A 22868-nucleotide genomic window follows, 5' to 3' on the forward strand; every position below is an offset into this window, starting at 1 on the left:
CGGATCACAGCGAAACGAACACAAGTTCTGCAAGGGGTGGGGTTTATGGCCATGGTCGTACATGGGGGACATGGCAGGGGTGCCCGTGCGGCCGGTGCCGTGCTCACCGCCGTGCTGCTCTGCGGCGGCGCGGTCGGCTGCGGATCGTCCGGGGCGGACGGGAAGCCCGGGGGCAAGGCGGGGGAGAAGTCCTCGGAGCAGATGCGGATGGCCCCGGCGGCGGCCGTGCGCGCGGCCGCCGAGAAGAGCGAGAAGCTCACCTCGTTCCGCTACCGGATGAGCGGCCGCACCCCCGAGGACGGGCGGATCGAGGGCGAGGCGGCGATGAGCACCAAGCCGCTCGCCGTCAGCATGGAGATGCGCGCGGCCGGCCGGGGCGCCGACGCGGCGGTGGAGATCCGGATGCTCGACGGGGCGATGTACCTCAACGGGGGCAAGGAGGCCGCCGCCGGGCTGGACGGCAAGACCTGGCTCAAGCTGGACCTCGGGGCGCTGGGCGAGAAGGCGGCCGGCGCGCCGGCCGGCGGTTCGCTGTCCCGCCAGGCCGACAAGAACCCGGCCGAGGAGTCGGCCTTCCTCTCCGGGGCCGACGATGTGAAGCGGCTCGGCGAGGAGACCATCGACGGGGTGCGCACCACGCACTACCGGGGCACCGTCAGCCTCCGCCAGATGCGCGCGAGCCTGAAGGACGAGGACGCGGCGACCCGCGAGCGCCGCGAGAAGAACCTCAAGGCGTACGAGGGAATGGGGGTCGACCGGCTGTCCATGGACATGTGGATCGACCGGGACGGCCACACCAAGCGGTTCCGCGTCCGCGGCGAGGGGGACAAGGGCCCGCTCGACATGACCATCACCTTCTCGGCCCTCAATGAGCCGGTCACGGTGAAGGCGCCACCGGCGAGCCGGACCATGGACCTCTCCGAGCTGGCGCGGGGCGCCGAGGGCTGATCCGGCGGGGGCGGCTTCACCTGTGGGCGGCCGCGGCGGGCTCAGACGCCCGGTGTGCCCGCCCCGGCCGTGAGGGCCGAGTCGTCCTCCACCCGTGCGCCGGGCAGCTGGTGCCGGGCGGCGATGAGGGCGGCGTCCACATCCCGCGTCCCGGTGGAGACGCACAGGGTGTAGGCGAGATCGTCCATCCGCTGTCGTACCTCGGTGCCGCCCGATTCGGCGTGCAGCGTCCGCAGGGTCTCGTACTGCTCGATGAGGTTCTGAAGTACGACCGGGTGGGCCATGAGCACGGCAAGTGATCCTTTCTCAGCCGACGGGTTGACGCCAGGCGTGTACCCCCGTGGCCGAGGGCCATGTACGTGTTTCATCTGACAGAGCCCGCGGGGGCAGACGCCGCGGGTCAGATGTCGCGCCGCTCCAGGGGCTGGTTGGCCGGGCCCTGCAGCACCCGGCCGTCGGTGCCGAAGCGGGAGCCGTGGCAGGGGCACTCCCAGGCCCGCTCGGCGGCGCTGAACGCCACGAGACAGCCCAGATGGGTGCACCGGGCCGAGACCGCGTGAGCTGTGCCGTCCTCGTCCCGGTAGACGGCGCAGCGCCGCCCGTCCAGGCGGACCACGGCCCCGGTGCCCGGGGCGATCCGGTCGACCGAGTCGGTGCCCGGGGTGCTCAGCCGGTCGCCGACGAAATGCTTCCCGACGTGGAACTGGTGGCCGAGCAGCGCCGGGGCCTCGCGCAGCGCGGTCCCCAGCCGTCGGGGGTCGTACAGCCCGGCCCACTCCGGCTGCTCACCGCCGATGAGCGCGGTGAGCAGCCGGGCCGCCATGATGCCGCCGCTCAGGCCCCAGCCCGCGAAGCCCGTCGCGACATAGGTGTGGCGCGCGCCGGGGTGGAAGGGGCCCACCAGCGGCACGGTGTCGGTCGGGTCGTTGTCCTGGGCGGCCCAGCGGTGGGTGATCTCCACGCCCGGGAAGCGCTCCCGGGTCCAGTCCGCCAGCCGCCCGAAGCGCTCGGCGGTGTCCCCGGTGCCGGGGGTGAAGCTCTCCCCGGTCACGATCAGCAGCCGCTGCCCGTCGCCGTGGGGCGCGGTGCGCACCGACCGGGTGTGCTGGTCCGGGGTGATGTACGCGCCCCGCGGATCCCGGCCGGCGGGAAGGGGACCGGCCACGACGAGTTCGCGGTGCGGCGAGAGCCGGGCGAACAGCAGCGCCCGGTCGAACACCGGGTAGTGGGTGGCGATCACCACGTCCCCCGCCGTCACCACCGCCCCGCCCTTCGTGGTGACCCGGCAGGGGGTGCCCTCCTCCAGGCCGGTGGCGCGGGTGTGCTCATGGATCCGCCCGCCGCGGGTGCGCAGATCCTCGGCGAGCCCGAGGAGGTAGCCGCGCGGATGGAACTGCGCCCCTCCCTCGACCCGGACCGCGCCCGCGACCGGGAAGGGCAGCCCGGTCTCCGTCACATACGAGGCGGGCAGCCCCGCCTCGCCCGCGGCGTCCGCCTCGGCGCGCATGGTGTCCGCGCGCGCCGGATCCTCGGTGTAGGTGAAGGCCGGGACGCGCTCCAGATCGCAGTCGACACCGAGCTCGGCCGCGATCGCCACCGCCCGCTCGACGGCCTCGGACTGCGACCGCGCGTACATCCGCGCGCCCTCCGGCCCGCGGGTGCGCCGCAGCCGGTCGTAGATGAGCGAATGCAGCGCCGTGAGCTTGGCCGTGGTGTGGCCGGTGACACCCGCCGCGATCCGGTCCGCCTCCAGCACCGCCACCCGGTGCCCGGCGCGGGTCAGCTCCCACGCGGTGCTCAGCCCCGCGATCCCGGCGCCGATCACGGCGACATCGACCTCCAGGTCCTCGGTGAGGGCCGGGTGGGGGGTGCCGGGCGGGGCGGTGTCCATCCAGTACGACTCGGGCACACCGGGAAGTTTCGTCATCGTTCCCGAGTGCCCGCCGGCGACCGCCTGAAGCGGGTGGGGGTGCCGGCGGGCCAACCGGCCGCCGCCTACACCGGGCCCTCGGCCGCGATCAGCGCCGAGGCGGCCCGGGAGTGCAGCGAGTCCAGGGTGGTGAGCTGTTGCCCGGCCCGCTCCAGCAGCTCCGCGAGGCGGCCCGTCTGCAGCCGGGTGTCATGGACGGCCACCGCGAGCAGCGAGCGCCACAGCAGCGCCTTGCCCTCCACCCCCATCCGGAGCGCCTCCAGCCCCACCAGCGTGTTCACCCCGGTGCGCCGCCGCGGCCGGCTGCCCGGCGTCAGCCGCGCCGTGCGCTCGGCCGCCCGCGACGCGCGGAGCTTGCCGCGGCGGACGGGGACGTCGAGCGAGGCCATGCACCACAGCAGCGATCTGCGGTCCTGGACGAGCTCCGCGGTGAGCCTCGCCAGCTCGCCGCCGTAGACCGAGCGCCGGTGTCTGCGATTCATCCGGCGGGCCAGCCCGACCGCTGCCGTGGCGGCCACCAGATGGTCGTTGAGGTAGATCCCGAGCCACGGCGGCGCGTGGATGCCGCCGGAGCGGGTCGCGGCCGGTACAGCCATGGTCGTCCTCCCGACGCCGGGCCCCGAGCAGCGCTGTCAGGACTCCGACGGGTACCCGCCGGGAGGACTCCCAAGAGACGGCCGCCGCGGAGCCGCTCCGCGGGCCGCGGCCAGGGCGCGCTGGTGCAGGTCTTCGAGCGCGTCCAGCACGACCGTGCGCTCGTGCCACTCCAGCCACAGCCCTGCCCGGGTGGCCAGGTCGAGCAGGATCGCGGTCTCCGCGTCGGTCGGACTGTGCCTGACCTTGGGCACATGGACCGAGAACACCCCGACGACCTCGCGGGAGGCGCCGGTCATGGGGATGCTGTGCGCGGTGCGGGAGCCGGTGGCCAGGATGACCTCGCGGGCGGTGTCGGAGAAGACGCGGTCGGTGGCGATGTCCGACACCACCGGCCGGGCGCGGGCCGCCGCCATCGCACACGCCGTCTCGCCCTCGCCGACATGGGAGAAGAAGTCGATGAACTCGCTGCTGAAGCCATGGTGCCGCGCCATCCGCAGCCCGGCCGGGTCCGCCAGCTGGAGATCCCCCATATCGGAGCCCACCACCTCCATGGCCCGGTCCAGCACCCGCTTCACCACCGTGGAGCGGTGGACCTCACCGGGCCGCACATCCGGCAGGAACGGCAGCGCGGGGGCCTCCCCGCGGATGCGCTCCGGAAACCACAGCCGGCTGCCGGGGGCGGGCCGTTCCACGCGCAGCAGCGCGGCCGCCAGGGTCCGCAGTTTCACGTTGTGCGTCTGTGAGCTGCGTTTGAGCAGCGTGAACGCGGTCTGCCCCGCGGGCAGCCGGTAGCGCTCCCGCAGAACGCCCTGCGCCTGGGCGATCAGCGGGTGCGAACGCAGTTTGGCGCGCAGATCGACGGTCTCCCGGCGCAGCCGTATCACCTCCGGCACCGCCGTCCGGTCGCCGCCCGCCGTGCAGGTGTCCAGCGCGGAGGTGTCCCGCGCGGAGGTGTCCCGTGCGGAGGTGTCCAGCGCGGAGGTGTCCCGTGCGGAGGTGTCCCGTGCGGAGGTGTCCCGTGCGGAGGCGTCCGCCCCCGCCGCCGTCCCACCGCAGGCGGCGACGGCCGCCTCCACGGTGGCGTACATCCGGATCGTGCCGTCCACCAGCACCGTCCGCAGCAGCCGCGCCACGTCGTCCGCGGCCCCGGCCAGGAGCAGCGGGGCACCGGCCTCGGACAGGGTCCGCGCACAGCGCAGCAGACCCCGCACCCCCTCCGCCGTGATCTCCCGGACCCGTGAGAGATCCACGATCACGGCGGCGCCGGGTCTCTCCCGGCCGACCTGCCGCGCGCCCATGAACACGGGGTGGTCCGGCCGGTCGAGGCCCCCTTCGGGGCGCAGCAGCCATGCCGCACCCCCGGATGCCGCACCCGGCACCCGGGGCGGCCGCTCGCTCGGCGCGCCCTGCCCCGCGCCCCGGTCCTCGTTCCCGCACGTCACGTCGGTCTCGCGCATCTCCGCCTCGTTCCGCGGTCCGTCCGCAAAGGGTTCGGCTCCGGGGGTACCCCGGACCGAGCCATACCTTGGTCAGACGGGCGGAATGAGTCAACGCGGCCCCGGCGCGCGCATGGCGTGCAGCGGTCCGCGGTGCAGCGGCGTGGTGCGCCACCGCGCGGTGAAGACGCGGTCCGCGAGGGAGCAGGTGACCACCAGGTGGTGCGGGGTTTCCAGGAACGCGATGTCCACGGTCAGCGTGTCCGGGTCCGTCCAGCCCCCGCTCACCGCCGTGGGAACGGGCGCCTCCGGCCCGGTGTGCACCCGCCACCCCGCGCCGTCGAACCCCAGGTCCAGCCGGGACGCCCGCTCGGCCAGCGCGACGGCCCAGCCACCGGAGCCGTCCTCGGCCACCGTGACCCCGGTCAGGGTCGGCTGGTCCGCGCAGACGCCGCCTTCGGGGGCGAACTCCGCACCCGACCAGGCGCCGGGGTCCGCGAGCGGCGCGGGCTTCGCCGCCGACGGCGGCAGGGCGAGCCGGGACAGCCGCCGCTCCAGCGCGGCGTCCTCGTCCTCGCGGCCGGTGAGCGGCGCGTCGCCGAACGCGGGCAGCAGATGCTCCCAGACCGCGTCCAGGACGGCCTGCATCCGCTCGGTGTCCGCCGTTGTGGCGATCACCACATCGTGTTCGGGCAGCACCAGGCAGAACTGCCCGTACGCCCCGTCGCCCCGGTACCCGTGCCGGGACATCCAGAACTGGAGCCCGTACCCCCGCCGCCAGTCCGGCCCCGAGCCGCCTGCCATGGGCTCCTCGGTCGGGATCCACAGCCGGGTCGCGTCCTCGACCCAGGCGGCCGGAAGCAGCCGCTCGCCCTCCCACTCACCGCCCCGCAGATACAGCAGCCCCAGCCGGGCGATCGCGTCGGTGGCCGCGAACAGCCCGCTGAAGCCGAGGTCGCGCCCGGCCGGCACCTGCAGCCAGGCCGCCTCGCCGATGCCCAGCGGATCGAACAGGCGTGGCCGCAGATACTCCGTCAGCGACTGCCCGGTCACCCGCTGGACGATCGCGGCGAGCGTGTACGTGGCGGGCTGGTTGTACGCGAAGACGGTGCCCGGCGCGCGGTCCGGCGGCAGCCGCAGGAAGCCGCGCACGGGCTCCTCCGGGTCCAGCCCGAACGCCCGCTCCATCGTCTCCTCGAGGTGTCCGCTGGCCATCGACGCGATATGACGTACGAGCATGGCGCGGCTGCCCGGGTCGGTGATCTCCGCCTCGAACTCGGGGAAGTACGAGATCACGGGAGCGTCGAGGTCCAGCAGCCCCTCGGCGGCGGCCAGCCCCGCCGCCGTGGAGGTGAAGCTCTTGCTGAGGGAGTAGAGCAGATGCGGCCGCTCGGCGGTGTACGGCGCCCACCAGCCGGAGGCGATCAGCCGGCCGTGGCGCAGAATCATCAGACTGTGCGGCTCGATGTCCGGCGCGCCCTCGACGGCGTCGAGGAAGGCGTGGACGCCCCGCGCGTCCACGCCCTCGGCGGCGGGGGTGCCGGCGGGCAGCGGATGGGCACTCATCAGACGGGTCCTCGTGGGGTCAGGGGTGGGCTGCGCCAACCCTCCCCGGCGGGGCGGCGGGTGTCCAGAGGGTTTTGTGCCGCTTGGCCGAGCGGAGGGCGCGGCTGCGGCGGGCCGGGGGCTCGTTGAGAGGATCGGTGGTGACGGATCGCCGGTGATCCGCGAACGCACCAGACGCCGGAAGGAACGAACACCTCGTGACCGACTCCGTGACCGACCGCGTGACCGATGACGACGCCGTGCTGACGCGCGTCGAGGGCCGCGCCGGACATCTCACCCTCAATCGGCCCCGCGCCCTCAACGCCCTCACCCATCCGATGGTGACCCGGATCGCCGAGGCCCTCACCGCCTGGCAGCGGGATCCGGCCGTCGAGACCGTGGTGATCGACGGGGCGGGGGAGCGCGGGCTGTGCGCGGGCGGCGACATCCGCCTGATCCACCAGGACGTGACCTCGGGCGGCGGCGCGGCCTCGCGGGCGTTCTGGCGCGACGAGTACACGCTCAACGTCCGCGTCGCCCGCTACCCCAAGCCCTACGTGGCCCTGATGGACGGCATCGTGATGGGCGGTGGCGTCGGGGTCTCGGCCCACGGCGGTGTGCGGATCGTGACAGAGCGCTCCCGGGTGGCCATGCCCGAGACCACGATCGGCTTCGTACCGGATGTCGGCGGCACCCATCTGCTGGCCCGCGCACCGGGCGAACTGGGCACGCATCTGGCGCTCACGGGAGCCTCGGTGGGCGCCGCCGACGCCCTGCGCTGCGGACTGGCCGACCATGTCGTCCCCTCCGGGCAGCTGCCCGCGCTGGCCCGGGACCTGGCCGCGGAGCCGGTGGGGGACGTCCTGCCCCGGTACGCGGTCGAGGCCCCGGCCGGGACCCTGGACGGCCACCGGGAGTGGATCGACCAGTGCTATGCGGCGGACACCGTCGAGGAGATCGTGGACCGGCTGATGGCGGTCGGGGAACCGGCCGCCAAGGAGACCGCCGAGACCCTCCTCGCCAAGTCCCCCACCGCGCTGAAGGTCACGCTGGCCGCCGTCCGCGGGGCTCGGGCGCTCGGCTCGCTGGAGCGCGTCATGGAGCAGGAGTACCGCGTCTCCTGCGCGGCCCTGTCCCGCCCGGACCTCGTCGAGGGCATCCGCGCCCAGGTGATCGACAAGGACCGCCGCCCCCGGTGGACCCCGGCGGCTCTCGCCGAGGTCACGGATGCGGAGGTGGCCGGTTTCTTCGTGTCTCCCGTCGACGGTGATCTTCACCTCGGCGTCGACAGTTGAAATAGTGTGCCAAGCGGCACGCTTCGACAGGGTGGCCCAACCCGGCGGGCCATCACCAACCGCTCATGAGCAGCAGCAGCGCCAACTGGCCCGTGCGATCGAGAACGCGCGGGAGATGGCGCTGCCGCCCTACGGATCGCGCTAGCGCTGCACCGGCTCGGTGCTGTCGGCCGCGGTGTTCAGATCGCGGTCGAGGGTCTCCGGGGACATCCGGGTGGCGACGAGGCTGATCGCCGTGACCAGCGACATATAGATGGCGACCGGTATCCAGGAGCCGGAGAACGCGGTGAGGAGCGCGCTGCAGATCAGCGGTGCGACCCCGCCGCCGATCAGCGAGGAGAACTCCCGGCCCAGCGTGACGCCCGCGTAGCGGTAGCGCTTGCCGAACAGCTCGGGGAAGTAGCTCATCTGGACGCCGACCGAGCCGTGGCAGGCCAGGATGAAGCCGATGACGATGGCCACGGTGATCGCCACATGTGAGCCGGTGTTCAGCGCGATGAAGGTCGGGGCCGGCAGCAGTACCAGGGCGGCGGCGATGGTGGAGTACACCGGGCGCCGCCCGAGGCGGTCGGAGAGCGTGCCGAAGCAGATGGCCGCGAGACCACCGCACAGGGCCCCGATCAGCAGCACCTGGGGGACGAAGTCCTTGTCGACGCCGACGCTGGACACCAGGTAGGAGGCCATGAACACCTGGTAGGTGTAGGACTGGGTGCTGACGCCGAAGTTCATGAACAGCGCCAGCAGCATGGGCTTCCGGCCGTACCTGAAGACCTCCTTCACCGGTGAGGCGGGCCGCTCCCGCTGCTCCTTGAGCTCGGTGAAGACCGGGCTCTCGTTGAGCTTGCGGCGCAGCACCAGGGCGATCACGGTCACGAGGAGGCTGCTGCCGAAGATCAGCCGCCAGCCCCAGCTCATCAGGGCGTCATCGGGCAGGCGTTGGGCGAGGATCCAGGCCACCGCGCCCAGGGCGGTGCCCAGCGCGGCGCCGGTCATGACGAGGGAGGACAGTCTGCCGCGGCGTCCGGGGGCGGCGGTCTCGGTGAGCAGGGTGGCGCCGCCGGACTGTTCGGCCCCGGCTCCGAACCCCTGCCCCATACGGCAGATGAGCAGCAGGATCGGGGCGAACAGCCCCACCTCGTTGTAGGTGGGCAGCAGTCCGATGGCGAGGGTGGAGCCGCCCATCAGGAGCAGGGTCGCCACCAGCACCCACTTGCGGCCGAGGCGGTCGCCGTAGCGGGAGAAGAAGAGCCCGCCGAGCGGGCGGGCGGCGAAGCCCACGGCGTAGGTGCTGAAGCTGGCCAGGATGCCCACGGACGGTGAGGCGTTGGGGAAGAACAGGTCGCTGAAGATCAGTGCCGAGGCGGTGCCGTAGATGACGAAGTCGTACTGCTCGAGCGCGGTGCCGATGAGACCGGCCAGGGCGGCGCGGCGCACCGCGCGGGGGTCGGCGGGTGGTTCGGCGGGGGTGGAGGGGTCGGAGGGGGAGGTGGCCGGCGACGGGGGACGCGCCGTGGCGGGGGTGGGATTGCTGTCCATGATCCATGCCTCCTTGAACGGATCGACGCAGCGGAGCGGTGGCGGGGAGGGCAGGCGAAAGGGGACGGGGGGACGGGGGAAGTGGGGAGATGGGGGACGGGGTCAGCGGTGGGCGGGGGTCCGGAGGGCCCCGGCGGCGTCGGCTGCCGCGGTGGCGGGGCCGTGGCGGACGATGAGGTCGATCAGTTCGGAGACCCGGGCGGCGAAGTCCGGGTGGTCTCCCAGCCCGTCGCCGAGCAGCCCGCTGTCCAGGACGGCCTCGACGAAGGACGGTCCGGAGCCGGTGGCGCTCCGCGCGGCGATGGTGGCGAGCGTCTCCCGGGCGGGGTCCGCCATCGCGGTGGCGTGGGGTCCGGGGGAGAAGCCGGGGCGCGGTGCCACGCAGCACAGATAGGCGGCGACGGTGAGCGCCAGATGGTGGGGCATGCGACCTGCCCGCAGGTGGAACAGGGCGGGTTCGGGGACCCGTTGGCGCAGTTTGACCGAGCCGTCGGAGCCGACCTGCCGGGTGCGGTGGCCCAGGGCGGTGTTGGCCCAGCGGTCGAAGAGCTGTCCGGTGTAGTGGCCGAGGTCGATGTCGGTGGGCACGGTGAGGGTCGGCAGATAGTCGTCGTGGAGCACCGCGCGGGCGGCTTCGGCGATGAACGGCCGGGCGGTGGCGTCCGGGACGGTCTCCCGTCCGTCCAGCGCGCCGAGGTAGGCGATGAGCGAGTGGGTGCCGTTGAGCAGGCGCAGCTTCAGCAGTTCGTAGGGTTCGACGTCGTCGGTGAAGAGCGCCCCGCCGGTTTCCCAGCGCGGGCGTCCGGCGGCGAAGCGGTCCTCCATGACCCACATGCTGAAGGGTTCGGCCGGCACCGGGACGGTGTCGCGTACGCCGAGGTGGGTGGCGACGGCTTCGCGGTAGGTGTCGGTGGTGGCGGGGACGATCCGGTCGACCATGGAGTTGGGGAAGGTCACGGCGGATTCCAGCCAGGGCGCGAGGTCGTCGCGTTCGGCCGCCGGGAGGGCCTGGATGAACTCGTGGAGGAGCCGCCTGGTCTGGGTGCCGTTGCCGACGAGGTTGTCGCAGCTGAGCACGGTGACGGGCCGGGCGTGGGTGCGCATGCGGCGCTGCAGGCCGCGGACGATCTGGCCGATGGTGGTCCGTGGTGGCGTATGGCCGCGCAGGTCGGCCTGGACGGCGGGGGCGTCGAGGTCGAGGCCGCCGGTGCGCGGGGAGAAGGTGTAGCCGTGTTCGGTGACGGTCAGGGTGATGACGGCCGTGGCGGGGGCCGCGAGGGCGTCGAGGAGGTCGTCGGGCTGTTCGGTGGCCACCAGGGTGCCGGTGTGTACGGCGGGGACGGTGACGCGGGTGTCGTCGGGGGAGATCTCCACGACGGCGTAGGCCATCTCCTGGTCGCGCATCGCCCGCGCCACGGTGGCGGAGTGGCTGGCGACGCCGAGGATGCCCCAGGGGCCGTCGGTGTGGCGGAGGGCGGCGGCGGTGTGGATGGCCTGGTGGGCGCGGTGGAAGTTGCCGAGGCCCAGGTGGACGATGCCGGTTTCGGCGGGCGGGTGCGGGAGTGTGAGGGCGGCCGCGGGGGTGGTGGCGCGGCGGAGGCGGGGGAGGGGGCGGGGCATCGGTGTCACCAGTCCGTCATCGAGCCGTCGAGTCGTCGCGCGACCGGCAGATAGGCGGGTTCGTAGGGGTGGCGGGCGGCGAGCTCCTCGTCGATCTCGACGCCGATGCCGGGTGCGTCGCCGGGGTGGAGGTGGCCGTCGGCGTAGGACCAGGCGTGCCGGAACACCTCGTGGACCAGGGGTTCGTAGCCCATGTACTCCTGGATGGCGAAGTTGGGGGTGGCCAGGCCGAGGTGGAGTGAGGCGCCGAGGGCGACGGGTGAGATGTCCGAGGGGCCGTGGGGTCCGAGCCGCACCTGCCAGAGGTCGGCGAGGGTGGCGATGCGCCGCAGATGGCTGATGCCGCCCGCGTGGCTCACACAGGTGCGGATGAAGTCGATCAGCTGCTCGGTGATCAGTGTCTGGCACTCCCAGACGGTGTTGAACACCTCGCCGATGGCCAGCGGGACGGTGGTGTGGTGGCGGATGTGCCGCAGCACCTCCTGGTTCTCGGCGGGGGTGACGTCCTCCAGCCAGAAGAGGTCCGCCGGTTCCAGGGCGCGGCCGAGCCGGGCGGCCTCGCCGGGGGTGAGCCGGTGGTGGGCGTCGTGGAGCAGTTTCAGCTCGGGGCCCACGTGTTCGCGTATCCGGGTGAGGACGCGGGGGATGTGGCGGAGGTAGGCGTCGGTGTCCCAGGGCTCCTCGACGGGGGCGGCGCCCCGGCCGGCCGGTTCGTATCCGGTGCCGCTCCTGCTGACGCCGTAGACCATCTCCAGGCCGGGGACGCCGCTTTGGGCCCGTACGGCGCGGAAGCCGTGCTCCCGCCGTACCTCGATGGACTCCAGCAGTTGGGGGAGGTCCCAGCCGGTGGCGTGGGTGTAGGCGAGGATCCGGTCGCGGACCGCGCCGCCCAGCAGTTGGTAGACGGGCTGTCCGGTGGTCTTGCCCTTGATGTCCCACAGCGCGATGTCCACCGCGCCGATGGCGGTCATGGTCACCGGTCCGCGCCGCCAGTAGGACCCGCGGTAGAGGTACTGCCAGGTGTCCTCGACGCGGGCCGGGTCGCGGCCGATGAGGAGGGGTGCGAGGTGGTCGCGGAGATAGGAGGCGACGGCGAGTTCGCGGCCGTTGAGGGTGGCGTCGCCCCAGCCGGTGACGCCGTCCGCAGTGGTGATCTTGAGGAGGACGAAGTTGCGCCCCGGGCTGGTGACGAGGACGTCGACGGCGGTGATGGTGTCGGCCGTCGTCACGGGGCCACCGCCACCACGTTGTGGAGCGGTTCGCCCGCGGCGAGCCGGCGGATGTTGGCGGTGATGTCGGTGGTGCGGTGGACGAAGGTCTGGCGGGTGAGGCCCGAGGAGTGTGGGGTCATCAGCACGTTGTCCAGCGTGTCGAAGGGGTGCTTGCCGGGGGCGGCGGTGTGCCCGTCGGCCGGGTAGCGGTACCAGACGTCGATCGCGGCGCCGCCGATGGTGCGGTCGCTCAGCGCCCCGTACAGCGCGTCCTCGTCCACGACGGGGCCACGGCCGACGTTGACCAGGATCGCGTCCGGGCGCATCCGGGACAGCTCGGCCGCGCCGATCAGCCCGGTGGTGTCCTCGGTGAGCGGCACGGACACCACCACGGCGTCGCAGCTCTCCAGCAGGGCGTCGAGGTTCTTGACGGTCCCGGCCCACAGCAGCCCTTGGGCGGCCGCGTCCACCTCCCCGCTCCGGGTGACGGTGACGCCCCGCGCGCCGAACGCCTGGAACAGCCGCCAGCAGCGGGCCCCGATGTGCCCGAAGCCGACGAACCCGACGGTGGCGGCGGTCAGGTCCGCCGCCCAGGGGGCCCGTGGGTCATGGGCGGGGGAGTCCCAGTGTGCTTCCCGGCGCAGCGCGGTGTGCTGGCGCAGAAAGCCACGGCGCATCAGGATCGTGGCGGACATGATGTATTCGGCGATGGCGTTCTCGTGGTGGAAGGTGTTCGCCACCTGGGTGCCCGGCGCCAGCGCGGCGATGTCGATGTTGTCCGTCCCGGCTCCGGCGGCGTGGACCAGCCGTAGCCGGGTGGCGGCCGCGGCCATGGCGGCGGTGCACCGGCCCGACACCAGGACGTCCGCGTCCGCCATGGCGGCTTCGACCGCCTCGGTGTGCCGGGGGTCGGGCCAGTGGACGACCGTGCGGTGGGGGAGGGCGGCCTCGAACTCGGTGCGCAGCGGGGCGAGATTGGGGTCGGCGACCACCACGGTCAGGGGGTCGGCGGTCATGAGGCGTCCTTGGTGGCGGGGGTGGCGGGCGCGGTGGTCGTGGCGGGCGCGATTTCCGTGGCGGGCGTGGCGGGCGTGGCGGGCGTGGCGGGCGTGGCGGCCGTGGCGGCCGTGGCGGGCGCCGCCGTGGCCGTGGCGGACCGATGCCGTGGTGTGCGGGTGGTGGCGGGGCCGGTGGAGTCGCGCACGATGAGCTGCGTGGGCAGCCGGTGCGTACGCGGAGTCTGCCGCTCGCCCGCGAGGACCTGCCCCAGCAGCTGCAGGCTGAGCGCCCCGGCGCGGGCCATCGGCACGGCGACGCTGGTCAGGGACGGCTGGGAGACCTCGGCGAAGGGGATGTCGTCGAACCCGATGACGCTGAGGTCCCCGGGCACGCTCAGCCCCAGCGCCCGCGCGCCGGTCAGCACGCCGAACGCCATCAGGTCGTTGTGGGCGATGACGGCGGAGGCGCCCGAGGCCATGACGCTCGCGGCGGCGGCGGTGCCGCCCGCCACCGTCTCGGACTGCCAGCCCAGCAACTCCAGCTCCAGCCCGGCGCGTTCGGTCTCCGCCCGGATGAGGTCCACGCGGTGGGCGTTGGACCAGGAGCGCCGCATGCCCTGGACGTAGGCGATCCGCCGGTGTCCGAGGGCGGCGAGGTACTCCACGGCCTGGCGCATCCCGTGGGCGGCGTCGGCGAGCACACAGTCGGTGCCGGACGTTTCGCGGTTGACCAGCACGGCGGGGGTGCGGCCGCAGATGTCGAGCACATCGTCCGCGTCGAGCCGGGGAGAGCACACGACCAGGCCGTCCGCGCGCTCCTTCAGGTGTGTGAGGACCTCGCGCTCACGGTCCGGGTCGAGGTCGGTGTCGGCGAGGACGACGGTCTGCCTGCGGTGCCGGCACTCGCCCTGTGCGGCCTTGACGAAGGCCCCGAAGACGGGGTTGGCGATATCGGGGACGACGAGCGCGACGGTGGCGGTCTCGGCGCGGGTGGCGGTGGCGCTCTCGGCGGTGCGCGCCACGGGTGGTTCGTATCCCAGCTCCTGCGCGACGGTCAGCACCTTGCGCAGGGTCCGGGGGCCGAGCCGGCCGGGGTCGCTGAACGCCCGGGACGCCGTGGACAGCGCCACATTGGCGCCCTTGGCGACATCGGTCAGGGTGGGGGCCATGGCAGCCCGTTACCGGTGTGACGAGGTGGGGTGGATGAACGGCATGTGGCATGGTCTTCACCGTTGCGCAACCTTGTCAATGCTTGCCAAAACATTGGCAAGCCCGGCCGGAGCCGAGCCTTCCGTGGTCCGGCGAAGCCTTCCCCGGCTCAACGGGTGCACGCGTGCGCGTGTATGCACATAATGGCGGCATGGAGTCGCATCACCACGGACACCGGCACCACCACCGTCGGCACCAGCTCGCGCATCTGCTGAAACCGCACTCCCACGAGTCGGCACAGAAGGTCGACTCCGCGCTGGAGTCCTCCGCCGAGGGCATGCGCGCCCTGTGGCTCTCCCTCGCCGTCCTGGGCGCCACCGCGGTCCTCCAGGCCGCGGTGGTCGTGCTGTCCGGCTCGGTGGCGCTGCTGGGCGACACCGTCCACAACGCCGCCGACGCGCTGACCGCGCTGCCGCTGGGCGTGGCGTTCGTCCTGGGCCGCCGCGCGGCGAACCGGCGGTTCACCTACGGCTACGGCCGGGCGGAAGACCTGGCCGGGATCGTCATCGTCCTGACCATCGCCGCGTCGGCGGCCCTGGCCGCGTACGAGTCCGTGGAGCGGCTGCTGCACCCGCGCGCCATGTCCCACCTGGGCGTCGTCGCGGTCGCGGCGGTCCTCGGCTTCATCGGCAACGAATGGGTGGCCCGGCACCGGATCCGGGTCGGGCGGCGGATCGGCTCGGCGGCCCTGGTCGCCGACGGACTGCACGCCCGCACCGACGGTTTCACCTCCCTTGCCGTGCTGCTGGGCGCGGGCGGCGCGGCGCTCGGCTGGCAGCCCGCGGACCCGATCGTCGGCCTGGCCATCACCGCCGCCATCCTGCTCGTCCTCAAGGACGCGGCCCGCGAGGTGTTCCGGCGGCTGATGGACTCCGTCGACCCGGCGGTGATCGACGCGGGCGAGGCCGCCCTGCGCGAGGTCCCCGGAGTGCTCGGCGTGACCGAGCTCCGGATGCGCTGGATCGGCCACCGGCTGCGCGCGGAGGTCACGGTCGAGGTGGACGGCGGCCTGGATCTGCGCGCGGCGCACGATGTGGCGGTCGGGGCGGAACACGCCCTCCTCCACGCGGTGCCCCGGCTGACCGCCGCCCTGGTGCACACCGATCCGGCCCCCGGGCCGGGCGCGGAGGACCCGCATCGCCTGCTGGCCCACCACACCGTGTGAGTGCCACCGCGTAATGGGTGTCCACTCCGCCGGGGCTCAGTCGTGCGACGGGGCCCCGGTGACCATGTGGTCCGCGTGGTTGACGGCCTCGGTGACCAGCCGGCGCAGATGGCCGTCGTGAAGGGAGTACACCGAGCGGCGGCCCTCCTTGCGCACCCGGACCAGCCCGGCCAGCCGGAGCTTGGCCAGATGCTGGCTCACCGCCGGGCGGGCCGCCCCGCTGGCCTCGGTGAGGGTGTTGACGTCGGCCTCGCCCCGGGCGAGGGACCACACCAGATGCAGCCGGGTCGGGTCGGACAGCAGCGAGAAGACATTGGCGGCCGTGGCGAACTGCGCCGCGCCGCTGGGATGCGTATGCGACCGGGTCGCAGTTGAGGAGGGTTCGCTGACCGGCATGTCCCCATCGTAGAGCGGCGAGCGCGGGGCGGACCCCGCCCGGCCCGCACGGTGTCGAGCGGAAGACCGGCGGAATCGTGGCCGGTGGCCGAGGCCCGGCACCATACTGGAGCACGTGCACTACGCCGTCTCCCGCCAACTCCCACTGCCGCGCGCCCTCGGGACGGTCACCGGCTCACACCCGCGCCGCCGGACCGGGTACGGCCTCGGCACGGACCGGGGCTGAGCGATGGGGGACACGGTGAACACCCCTGCCGGACCGGGGGAGTTGAGGCGGCGCCTGGGGGTCTTCGATGCGGTCGTGGTCGGCCTGGGGTCGATGATCGGCGCGGGCATCTTCGGGGCGCTGGGGCCCGCGGCGCGGGAGGCGGGGACGGGGCTGCTGCCCGGCCTGGTGGCCGCGGGAGTGGTGGCGTACTGCAACGCCACCTCCTCCGCGCGGCTGGCCGCCCGCTATCCGCGGTCGGGCGGTACCTATGTCTACGGCCGTGAGCGGCTGGGCGACTTCTGGGGCTATCTGGCCGGCTGGGGGTTCGTGGTCGGCAAGACCGCCTCCTGCGCGGCGATGGCCCTGACCGTCGGCTCCTATGTCTGGCCCGCCCAGGCGCACGCGGTGGCGGTGGCGGCCGTGGTGGCGCTGACGGCCGTCAACTACGTGGGCGTGCACAAGGCCGCCTGGCTGACCCGGGCGATCGTGGCCGCCGTGCTCGCGGTCCTGGGCGCCGTGGTCGTCGTCCTCCTCACCTCCGGGGAGGCGGACGCCGCACGGCTGGAGATCGGCGGCGACGCCACCCTCGGCGGGGTGCTGCGCGCGGGCGGCCTGCTGTTCTTCGCCTTCGCCGGATACGCCCGGATCGCCACCCTCGGCGAGGAGGTCCGCGACCCGGCGCGCACCATCCCCCGCGCCATCCCCCTCGCGCTCGGCATCACCCTGGCCGTCTACGCGGCGGTCGCGATCGCCACGCTGACCGTGCTGGGCAGCGGCGGGCTGGGCGCGGCGGGCGCCCCGCTGGCCGACGCCGTGCGCGCCGCCGGGCTCCCGGGGCTGGCGCCGGTGGTGCGTGCGGGCGCCGCGGTGGCCGCGCTGGGGTCGCTGCTCGCGCTGGTCCTGGGCGTCTCCCGGACCACCCTGGCCATGGCCCGCGACCGGCACCTTCCGCCCGCGCTGGCCGCCGTGCACCCCCGGTTCGCGGTGCCGCACCGCGCCGAGCTGGCCGTGGGCGCGGTGGTGGCGGTCCTGGCGGCGACGGCGGATCTGCGCGGTGCGATCGGGTTCTCCTCGTTCGGGGTGCTGGCCTACTACGCCGTCGCCAACGCCTCCGCCTGGACCCTCACCCCGGCCGAGGGGCGTCCACCGCGGATCGTGCCGGGGCTCGGCCTGGCCGGCTGTCTGCTGCTGGCCTTCGCCCTGCCGGTCTCCTCGGTGGTCTCCGGCGCGGCGGTGCTGGCACTGGGGGCCGCGGCTTACTGGGTGCGGCGCGCGACGGCCGCGTAGGCGATCCCCGCCACTGGTGTACGCGCACCGCCCAGACGGCCGAGGAAGGGTCGCCCGCCCGCGGCCGAGGGCACCAGACTCGATCCACTGTCGGGGCAGCGGTCAGCCGGCGAGTACGGTGTCGAGCCAGTCGAAGGTGCGCTGGTGGAACAGGGACATCGCACCCTCGTGGCAGTGCTCGCCTGCGCCTTCGTCCTCACGGAAGGAGATCAGCTCCTTCTGGCAGGTCAGCTCGTCGAACAGACGTTGCGGCTGCCCCTTGAAGAACTGGTCGTTCTCGGCTTCGAGCACGAGTGTCGGGCAGGTGACGCGGTCGGCGACACCTGCCATGGTGTATGCCTCGGTTGCCTTGACCAGCTCGTCGAGGCCGGACACACCGAAGGTCCACCGGCCGTTGCGCACCAGCCACCGAGCCATGGTGTTCTGCGCCATCAACGCCTCCACACCGCCGGGCATCGCAGCGGCTCGGCCGGCGGTTGCGGCCATGACTTCGTGCACGTCGTAGACGCCGTCGTACAGCACGCCGGCGGCGATGCGGTGTTCGAATGCGGCCGCCCTCGCCGCGAGGTAGCCGCCGAGACTCATGCCGATCAGCGCCAGTCGCTCGGGGTCCACCTCGGGCAAAGTGAGTGCGAAGTCGACGACCGGGGTGACCACGGCCTCCCAGTCCGGCCGGAAGCGCAGGCCCTGTTCGCGGAGGGCGCTGCCCTGGCCGGGGCCGTCGAACGCGATGACGTTGTAGCCGCGCCGCAGCGCGCCCGCGGCCAGCGCCAGATAGCCCTCCTCGAGGGTGGAGTCGTACCCGCCGTGGAAGAGCACGGTCGGGCGCGGGGTGCCCGAATCGTCGGCGAGGAACAGGTAGCCGGGAAGCGTGGTGTCCTCGTACGGGATACGCACGGCACGGGCCGGTGTGTCGAGCAGGGCGGCCGCGTCGGCGAACGTCTGCTGGGAGGCCTTGGCCAGCCGCGCCGACTCGGTGTCGGCGGCGGGATTCTCGCGGCGATAGAAGTCGGCGGTCCGGTAGTAGTTGGACGCGCGCAGCAGCGCCTCCCGGGCGCTGACCCGGTGACCGGCGGCCAGCGCGTCCCGGCCGATGCGCTCGATGCGCGCCGCCGTCGCGGCCCACTGGGCCGACCAGGCGTCCTCGTCCCCCTCCGGGATCTGCCGGCAGGTGACCAGGACCTCGCCCAGGTCGGCGCCGCCATAGGCGGCATAGCCCGCGGCCCGCAGCGCTTCGAAGGAGAAGGACTCGTCGTCATAGAGGAATTTCATTCTCACTCCCATCACAGAACTGAACGGAACGGAACGGTAGCGTTCCATTGTCTTTTCAGGCTAACACATGGAACGCGACCGTTCCGTTCGTTATGCTCGGATCGTGGCAGCAGAGCAAAAGGAGACCAGGACGGCGACCGGCGGGGCGGTCCTGCGGCAGCGGGTGACCGACGCGATCACCGAGGCAGCCTTCACCGAACTCGCCGAAGCCGGGTATGCGCGGTTGTCGATGGAGGCGGTGGCCCGGCGTGCCGGTGTGGGCAAGGCCGCGCTCTACCGGCGATGGCCCTCGAAGCAGGCGATGATCACCGAGTTGATCCGCGGCAAGGTCACCGACACGCTCCCACACACGCCGGCCACCGGCGCCCTGCACACCGACCTGCGTGAGCTGCTCGCGACCTTCCGCGGTCAACTGGCCAATCCGCTCCTTGCCCGGATCGGGACCGAACTGCTCGCCGAGTCCAGCCATGACGGTGCCCTCGCGGAGATGCTCTACACGGAAGTGACCGCCCCGCGGCGGCTGGCAGCACGCGCGATACTGCAAGGCGCGATCGACCACGGCGAACTCCCACCCACGCTGGATCTGGAACTCGGCACCGACCTACTCATCGCGCCTCTCGTTTTCCGCATGCTGCTCATGCAAGACCGCAGCGACGACGACTACCTGGAAACACTGACCACCGCCACCGAGGCGGCGCTGAAGGCGGCCGTCCGCTAGCCTCGATCTCGCATGGCGGTCCGCCGACGGGTCGGCGGGCTGTTTCATGTTCCGGGCTGGTGGTGGGCAGTCCGGTGGCAGGCTGCCGCCTGTCACCTGGATCGCCGCTCGTTGACGGCACCTCATCGGGGTGCGCCGTCCGTCCGCTGCTCGTCCACGCGCCGGGCGGCTTCCTCGACCCACGGCGGCAGCGGCCGACGCTGCCACAGCGCGGCCGGCAGCCCGGCGAGCAGACCGCCCAGCGCGGCCCGCGCCACCGGGTCCCGCCCGGCCTCGGTGAGCAGCCCGGCGGTGCGCCGGGCGGCGAGCGGCAGCGGGCGGCGCAGCCAGCAGCCGATCAGTTCGTTGCGCCGCATCACGGCGGTGCGCTCGTCGTTGCGCGAAGAGGGGCCCGGATGGTGGTGGGCGACCACCTCGGGGCAGTACGAGACGCCCCAGCCCATCGCGGCGAGGTCATACGCGAGCAGCGTCTCCTCGCCGCCGAAGAAGATCAGCGGATGGAAGCCGCCCACCTCCAGGAAGGCGCCGCGGCGCACCACGGCCCCACGGGCGAGGAAGCCGAACACCTCGCGGCCGGGAAGATCCTCGGCCCGGCCGACGGGGGAGGCGGCCGACGTGGCGTTGAGCGGGTCGGGCCGCTCCGCCGGGCCGACCCGTACCTGGGCCGCGAGCAGTCCCAGCCGCGGATGGCCGTTCAGCAGGGTGGCGGCCCGTGCCAGAGCGCCGGGCCGCCACCAGGAGTCGTCGTCGCTGAAGGCCACGTACGGTGTGCCGATGGCGCGTACGCCGTCGTTGCGGGCGAGCACGCCGCGGTTGGCCCCTTGTGCCAGGACCCGTACCTGGGGAAAGCGCTCGGCGACCATGGCCCGGGTGTGGTCCGTCGAGCCGTTGTCCACGACCATGACCGGTGGCCGCTCCGGCAGGGCGGTGAGGTGTTCCAGGGCGGTGGCGAGTCCTTCGGCGCGGTCGCGGGTGGCGAGGACCACCCCGACGGAGGGGCCTGGCGCGTTCACGGTCACCAGGTACCCGTAGCCCCGGCCGCTATGCGGCACGCGGCCCGCCGGGCCTCTATGTGACGCTCGCTCGGGCGTCCACGCTGGCGCGCCGCCGTTGAGAGTGATCTATGTCATGTTCGACACCGCCGTCCCGCGGGTACGGTGCTGACAGCTATCGCGCAAGAGGAGCGGCTCGTTTGTCCCTGGACCTGTCATCCGTCATAGCGGCGACCACGCATTGGCTGATCAGGGCCTATCCGGCGGCCGACGGCGCGATGAACGCCGCGCTCGCAGAGGCGCAGGCGCGACAGGCCGTGACCGTCGCCGCGTGGCTGCGCTACCCCACCACCGACGCCGCCCTGGTGACCATGGCCGGACCGGGCGGCTCCTACCGGCTGGACTGGCTCGTGGACGCGGAGCCGTACGAGATCCGTGGCCCCGACGGCGTCTGGCGCACCTGGGTGGACGAGACCGTGGCGAGCTGGGCGGCGGCCCTGCTCACCTGCTCGACCCTCGCGACCGAGGCCGTGGCGGCGCTCGCCGACTGTGAGCACGCCGCCGGGTCGCCCAGGGAGTTCCGGCGGCTCACCGAGCCCGACGCCCACGACTGGCAGGCCGCGCCGCTGATGCGCCATCCGGACCTGATGGCGTGCGTCGTGGAGTTGCACCGTCCCCAGCTGCTGGAACGCCTTCGGCTGCTGCGCAGCGACGACCAGACGCCCACCAGCGCGGCCTGACGGCGCCGGAGCAGTCGTCGTAGTGCACCGGCAGGCGATCAGCCCGCCCGGAAGCCGGGCGCCACCCAGGTGGACCACCGCCAGACGCACATCCGGGTAGCGCCGATCCGGACCTGGCCGCGGTCGTTCACCAGGACATGATCGTGCCAGGTGGGCAGCCCGGTCGCCCGGCTGAACCCAGTCATGTTCCGACCACCGCCTCCCGCGGCTCGGTCCGGCCGGGGCCGAACATCGTGGCGGCCGCGGCCTCGTGCAGCGACTTCAGCGTCGCGCGCTGCCGCCGCGCCCGGTTCAGCAGCTCGGTGAGCCGATCGGGGTCCAGCCGGGGATCCTCGCCGACCGCGGCCAGCAGCGCGTGCCACAGCAGCGCCTTGCCCTCCACGCCGATCCGCAGCGACTCCAGCTCGAGGACCGTGCTGAGCCCGGAGCGGCGCCGCAGCCGGCCGTTGGGCTTCAGCCGCCCGGCCTTCTCGCCCAGCCAGCCCCCGTAGACCTTGTAGCGGCGGACGGGTACCTCGAGGTCGGCCATGACGGTCAGGAGCGCCTCGCGGTCCTCCATGATCTGCGCGGCGACGTCCTCCAGGTCGCCGCCGAAGGCCGACTCCCGGTGCTCGCGGGCGGTCCGGCGGGCCAGCTGCATTCCGGCCGTCGCTCCGGCCAGGTGGTCGTTGAGGTAGATGCCGAGCATGCGGGGGGAGGCCGATGTCCTGGGCTCGCTCATGATCGTCCTTTGGGGTTCGGCACGGTCGTATCGGGCCACGCGCCCCACCGAGTGCCCAGCTCCGGCCGCCTCAACCAGCCCCGGCCCCCCGCTGCCCCCGCGCCCGTCGCATTCACAGAACGTTCGTTCTGTACGGGCCGCTACGCGTACCCCATGGCCGGGATAACACCGTCAAGTGTTCGTTCGGCGAACTCGCGGGTTCCGCGGTCGAATTGGCCACTGCGATTTTCCAGCCCGTGTGACAGGAACGTCGACCTGGTCGCGAAGTCCTCGACACCGAGCCATCGGTCATAGACCGGTTTGAGCCATGCGAGGGCTCGAACGGCCCGGCGGGCCAGTCGGCCGGAAGCCGATCGCTCAGGCCCCCACGACCCCGTCCACGCCCTCGCGCAGGAAGTCCGCGTGACCGTTGTGGCGGCCGTACTCCAGCAGCACATGCACCAGCACCATCCGCAGTGACACCTCCTCGCCCCATCGGGGCTGATGGCCCGCCAGGTCGAGCGAGTCCGCCTCCCGCTCGATCCGGCGGGAGGTCTCGACCTCCGCCTCCCAGGCCGCGAACGCCTCGGCTCCGGTCGCCTCGCTCACGTCGTACGCCGCCTGGAAGTCGATCACCGGGGACCAGACCATCGGCGCGTCGTTGTCCTCGAACACCCGCCGGAACCAGGCCCGTTCCACTTCGGCCATGTGCCGCACCAGGCCCAGCAGCGTCAGCGTCGAGGGAGCCATCGACCGCTGCCGCAACTCCTCGTCCGTCAGCCCCTCGCACTTCATGGCCAGCGTCGCCCGCTGGTAGTCGAGGAAGGCCCGCAGAGTTTCGCGCTCGTCGCCGAAGTGGGGTGGTTCCGGGCGGCTGTCGGCGGTCATGGTCGTTCGTCCTCCTCGACGGCTGGGCGAGTCCCTGGGTGGCGCTGTTCGGCCTCATAGGACCACGGCTGTCGGGACCCGGCCGCACCGGGGGCATGGCCGAAACGCCGAGAAGGGCCCCCGGCCTTGGGGCGGCCCCGGGCCGGAGCCGCCCCGGTGGCCGGGAGCCGCCCCGGC

23 protein-coding genes are annotated in these 22868 nt (G+C 73.2%); 7 read left to right on the forward strand and 16 right to left on the reverse strand.

Annotated elements, in window-relative coordinates; all coding sequences use genetic code 11:
* Nucleotides 1–45: 45 nt before the first annotated feature.
* Nucleotides 46–948, forward strand: a complete 903-nt coding sequence (locus J2Z30_RS06190) for an SCO4651 family lipoprotein (RefSeq protein ID WP_044579468.1) — start codon at nt 46–48, stop codon at nt 946–948.
* A gap of 41 nt (nt 949–989) precedes the next feature.
* Here J2Z30_RS06190 and J2Z30_RS06195 read toward each other — a convergent pair whose 3' ends face one another.
* From J2Z30_RS06195 to J2Z30_RS06215, 5 genes are all read right to left on the reverse strand, one after another.
* Entirely contained in the window at nt 990–1238 is a 249-nt protein-coding gene (locus J2Z30_RS06195; RefSeq protein ID WP_044579470.1) for a DUF5133 domain-containing protein, read from the reverse strand.
* 110 nt (nt 1239–1348) lie between these two features.
* Nucleotides 1349–2875, reverse strand: a complete 1527-nt coding sequence (locus J2Z30_RS06200; RefSeq protein WP_044579472.1) for an FAD-dependent oxidoreductase — start codon at nt 2873–2875, stop codon at nt 1349–1351.
* A 68-nt stretch (nt 2876–2943) separates the two neighbouring features.
* Entirely contained in the window at nt 2944–3474 is a 531-nt protein-coding gene (locus tag J2Z30_RS06205) for a hypothetical protein (protein WP_044579474.1), read from the reverse strand.
* A gap of 36 nt (nt 3475–3510) precedes the next feature.
* Nucleotides 3511–4932 carry an ANTAR domain-containing protein gene (locus J2Z30_RS06210; protein ID WP_063791016.1) on the reverse strand — a complete coding sequence of 474 codons (1422 nt, stop codon included), beginning with the start codon at nt 4930–4932 and terminating at the stop codon, nt 3511–3513.
* A 90-nt stretch (nt 4933–5022) separates the two neighbouring features.
* A complete protein-coding gene (locus J2Z30_RS06215; protein ID WP_044579476.1) occupies nt 5023–6477 on the reverse strand; it encodes a serine hydrolase domain-containing protein in 1455 nt (484 codons plus the stop codon).
* Between the two features lie 197 nt (nt 6478–6674).
* Here J2Z30_RS06215 and J2Z30_RS06220 point away from each other — a divergent pair, with 197 nt between their 5' ends.
* Entirely contained in the window at nt 6675–7751 is a 1077-nt protein-coding gene (locus J2Z30_RS06220; protein WP_107073419.1) for an enoyl-CoA hydratase/isomerase family protein, read from the forward strand.
* Complete coding sequence (locus J2Z30_RS50790; RefSeq protein WP_281062661.1) at nt 7684–7896, forward strand: hypothetical protein; 213 nt, start codon at nt 7684–7686, stop codon at nt 7894–7896. The genes J2Z30_RS06220 and J2Z30_RS50790 overlap by 68 nt, the downstream gene beginning before the upstream one ends.
* Here the strand turns inward: J2Z30_RS50790 and J2Z30_RS06230 are convergent.
* The 5 genes from J2Z30_RS06230 to J2Z30_RS06250 all read right to left on the reverse strand — a co-directional run bounded on the left by J2Z30_RS06230 (nt 7893) and on the right by J2Z30_RS06250 (nt 14285).
* The gene (locus J2Z30_RS06230; RefSeq protein WP_044579478.1) at nt 7893–9287 is read right to left on the reverse strand and encodes an MFS transporter; all 1395 of its coding nucleotides are present in this window, start codon (nt 9285–9287) and stop codon (nt 7893–7895) included. The two genes, J2Z30_RS50790 and J2Z30_RS06230, sit on opposite strands and share 4 nt — an antisense overlap.
* A gap of 102 nt (nt 9288–9389) precedes the next feature.
* On the reverse strand, nt 9390–10907 hold the full coding sequence (locus J2Z30_RS06235; RefSeq protein ID WP_044579480.1) for a mannitol dehydrogenase family protein: 1518 nt from the start codon (nt 10905–10907) through the stop codon (nt 9390–9392).
* Between the two features lie 5 nt (nt 10908–10912).
* Nucleotides 10913–12118 (reverse strand): D-mannonate dehydratase ManD, encoded by a 1206-nt coding sequence (gene manD, locus J2Z30_RS06240; protein ID WP_107073600.1) that lies wholly within the window; start codon nt 12116–12118, stop codon nt 10913–10915.
* Nucleotides 12119–12132: 14 nt separating this feature from the next.
* Complete coding sequence (locus tag J2Z30_RS06245) at nt 12133–13134, reverse strand: 2-hydroxyacid dehydrogenase (protein WP_078957099.1); 1002 nt, start codon at nt 13132–13134, stop codon at nt 12133–12135.
* Nucleotides 13131–14285, reverse strand: coding sequence for a LacI family DNA-binding transcriptional regulator (locus tag J2Z30_RS06250; RefSeq protein ID WP_078957100.1), 1155 nt, complete (start codon nt 14283–14285; stop codon nt 13131–13133). Before J2Z30_RS06250 ends, J2Z30_RS06245 begins: the two co-directional genes overlap by 4 nt.
* 191 nt (nt 14286–14476) lie before the next feature.
* Between J2Z30_RS06250 and J2Z30_RS06255 the strand changes: the two genes are divergently transcribed.
* Complete coding sequence (locus J2Z30_RS06255; protein WP_044579485.1) at nt 14477–15490, forward strand: cation diffusion facilitator family transporter; 1014 nt, start codon at nt 14477–14479, stop codon at nt 15488–15490.
* A 36-nt stretch (nt 15491–15526) separates the two neighbouring features.
* Here the strand turns inward: J2Z30_RS06255 and J2Z30_RS06260 are convergent, their stop codons facing one another.
* A complete protein-coding gene (locus J2Z30_RS06260) occupies nt 15527–15886 on the reverse strand; it encodes an ArsR/SmtB family transcription factor (RefSeq protein ID WP_044579487.1) in 360 nt (119 codons plus the stop codon).
* 229 nt (nt 15887–16115) lie between these two features.
* Here J2Z30_RS06260 and J2Z30_RS06265 point away from each other — a divergent pair, with 229 nt between their 5' ends.
* Nucleotides 16116–17381 carry an APC family permease gene (locus tag J2Z30_RS06265; RefSeq protein ID WP_044579490.1) on the forward strand — a complete coding sequence of 422 codons (1266 nt, stop codon included), beginning with the start codon at nt 16116–16118 and terminating at the stop codon, nt 17379–17381.
* A 102-nt stretch (nt 17382–17483) separates the two neighbouring features.
* Here J2Z30_RS06265 and J2Z30_RS06270 read toward each other — a convergent pair whose 3' ends face one another.
* Nucleotides 17484–18653, reverse strand: a complete 1170-nt coding sequence (locus J2Z30_RS06270; RefSeq protein ID WP_044579491.1) for an alpha/beta hydrolase family protein — start codon at nt 18651–18653, stop codon at nt 17484–17486.
* 103 nt (nt 18654–18756) lie between these two features.
* Between J2Z30_RS06270 and J2Z30_RS06275 the strand changes: the two genes are divergently transcribed.
* Nucleotides 18757–19371, forward strand: coding sequence for a TetR/AcrR family transcriptional regulator (locus J2Z30_RS06275; RefSeq protein ID WP_052702158.1), 615 nt, complete (start codon nt 18757–18759; stop codon nt 19369–19371).
* 122 nt (nt 19372–19493) lie between these two features.
* Here the strand turns inward: J2Z30_RS06275 and J2Z30_RS06280 are convergent, their stop codons facing one another.
* A complete protein-coding gene (locus tag J2Z30_RS06280; protein ID WP_308279794.1) occupies nt 19494–20390 on the reverse strand; it encodes a glycosyltransferase family 2 protein in 897 nt (298 codons plus the stop codon).
* 173 nt (nt 20391–20563) lie between these two features.
* On the opposite strand from J2Z30_RS06280, the gene J2Z30_RS06285 reads away from it, so the two are divergent.
* On the forward strand, nt 20564–21103 hold the full coding sequence (locus J2Z30_RS06285; RefSeq protein WP_044579494.1) for a hypothetical protein: 540 nt from the start codon (nt 20564–20566) through the stop codon (nt 21101–21103).
* A 38-nt stretch (nt 21104–21141) separates the two neighbouring features.
* On the opposite strand, the gene J2Z30_RS06290 is transcribed toward J2Z30_RS06285, so the two are convergent.
* The 3 genes from J2Z30_RS06290 to J2Z30_RS06300 form a co-directional block, all read right to left on the reverse strand.
* Complete coding sequence (locus J2Z30_RS06290) at nt 21142–21288, reverse strand: hypothetical protein (RefSeq protein WP_209468581.1); 147 nt, start codon at nt 21286–21288, stop codon at nt 21142–21144.
* Entirely contained in the window at nt 21285–21824 is a 540-nt protein-coding gene (locus J2Z30_RS06295) for a hypothetical protein (RefSeq protein WP_044579495.1), read from the reverse strand. Before J2Z30_RS06295 ends, J2Z30_RS06290 begins: the two co-directional genes overlap by 4 nt.
* A gap of 357 nt (nt 21825–22181) precedes the next feature.
* The gene (locus J2Z30_RS06300; RefSeq protein ID WP_044579497.1) at nt 22182–22691 is read right to left on the reverse strand and encodes a DinB family protein; all 510 of its coding nucleotides are present in this window, start codon (nt 22689–22691) and stop codon (nt 22182–22184) included.
* Between the last annotated feature and the right edge of the window lie 177 nt (nt 22692–22868).

The organism is Streptomyces iranensis, assembly GCF_017874715.1.
In the GTDB taxonomy this organism is placed as follows: domain Bacteria; phylum Actinomycetota; class Actinomycetes; order Streptomycetales; family Streptomycetaceae; genus Streptomyces; species Streptomyces iranensis.

What these genes read in the sequence shown, in the direction of transcription:
- J2Z30_RS06190 (WP_044579468.1), top strand. Translation starts at nt 46, where the DNA reads ATGGCCATGGTCGTACATGGGGGACATGGCAGGGGTGCCCGTGCGGCC.
- J2Z30_RS06200 (WP_044579472.1), bottom strand. Translation starts at nt 2,875, where the DNA reads ATGACGAAACTTCCCGGTGTGCCCGAGTCGTACTGGATGGACACCGCC.
- J2Z30_RS06205 (WP_044579474.1), bottom strand. Translation starts at nt 3,474, where the DNA reads ATGGCTGTACCGGCCGCGACCCGCTCCGGCGGCATCCACGCGCCGCCG.
- J2Z30_RS06210 (WP_063791016.1), bottom strand. Translation starts at nt 4,932, where the DNA reads ATGCGCGAGACCGACGTGACGTGCGGGAACGAGGACCGGGGCGCGGGG.
- J2Z30_RS06215 (WP_044579476.1), bottom strand. Translation starts at nt 6,477, where the DNA reads ATGAGTGCCCATCCGCTGCCCGCCGGCACCCCCGCCGCCGAGGGCGTG.
- J2Z30_RS50790 (WP_281062661.1), top strand. Translation starts at nt 7,684, where the DNA reads ATGCGGAGGTGGCCGGTTTCTTCGTGTCTCCCGTCGACGGTGATCTTC.
- J2Z30_RS06230 (WP_044579478.1), bottom strand. Translation starts at nt 9,287, where the DNA reads ATGGACAGCAATCCCACCCCCGCCACGGCGCGTCCCCCGTCGCCGGCC.
- J2Z30_RS06235 (WP_044579480.1), bottom strand. Translation starts at nt 10,907, where the DNA reads ATGCCCCGCCCCCTCCCCCGCCTCCGCCGCGCCACCACCCCCGCGGCC.
- J2Z30_RS06245 (WP_078957099.1), bottom strand. Translation starts at nt 13,134, where the DNA reads ATGACCGCCGACCCCCTGACCGTGGTGGTCGCCGACCCCAATCTCGCC.
- J2Z30_RS06250 (WP_078957100.1), bottom strand. Translation starts at nt 14,285, where the DNA reads ATGGCCCCCACCCTGACCGATGTCGCCAAGGGCGCCAATGTGGCGCTG.
- J2Z30_RS06255 (WP_044579485.1), top strand. Translation starts at nt 14,477, where the DNA reads ATGGAGTCGCATCACCACGGACACCGGCACCACCACCGTCGGCACCAG.
- J2Z30_RS06260 (WP_044579487.1), bottom strand. Translation starts at nt 15,886, where the DNA reads ATGCCGGTCAGCGAACCCTCCTCAACTGCGACCCGGTCGCATACGCAT.
- J2Z30_RS06265 (WP_044579490.1), top strand. Translation starts at nt 16,116, where the DNA reads ATGGGGGACACGGTGAACACCCCTGCCGGACCGGGGGAGTTGAGGCGG.
- J2Z30_RS06270 (WP_044579491.1), bottom strand. Translation starts at nt 18,653, where the DNA reads ATGAAATTCCTCTATGACGACGAGTCCTTCTCCTTCGAAGCGCTGCGG.
- J2Z30_RS06290 (WP_209468581.1), bottom strand. Translation starts at nt 21,288, where the DNA reads ATGACTGGGTTCAGCCGGGCGACCGGGCTGCCCACCTGGCACGATCAT.
- J2Z30_RS06295 (WP_044579495.1), bottom strand. Translation starts at nt 21,824, where the DNA reads ATGAGCGAGCCCAGGACATCGGCCTCCCCCCGCATGCTCGGCATCTAC.
- J2Z30_RS06300 (WP_044579497.1), bottom strand. Translation starts at nt 22,691, where the DNA reads ATGACCGCCGACAGCCGCCCGGAACCACCCCACTTCGGCGACGAGCGC.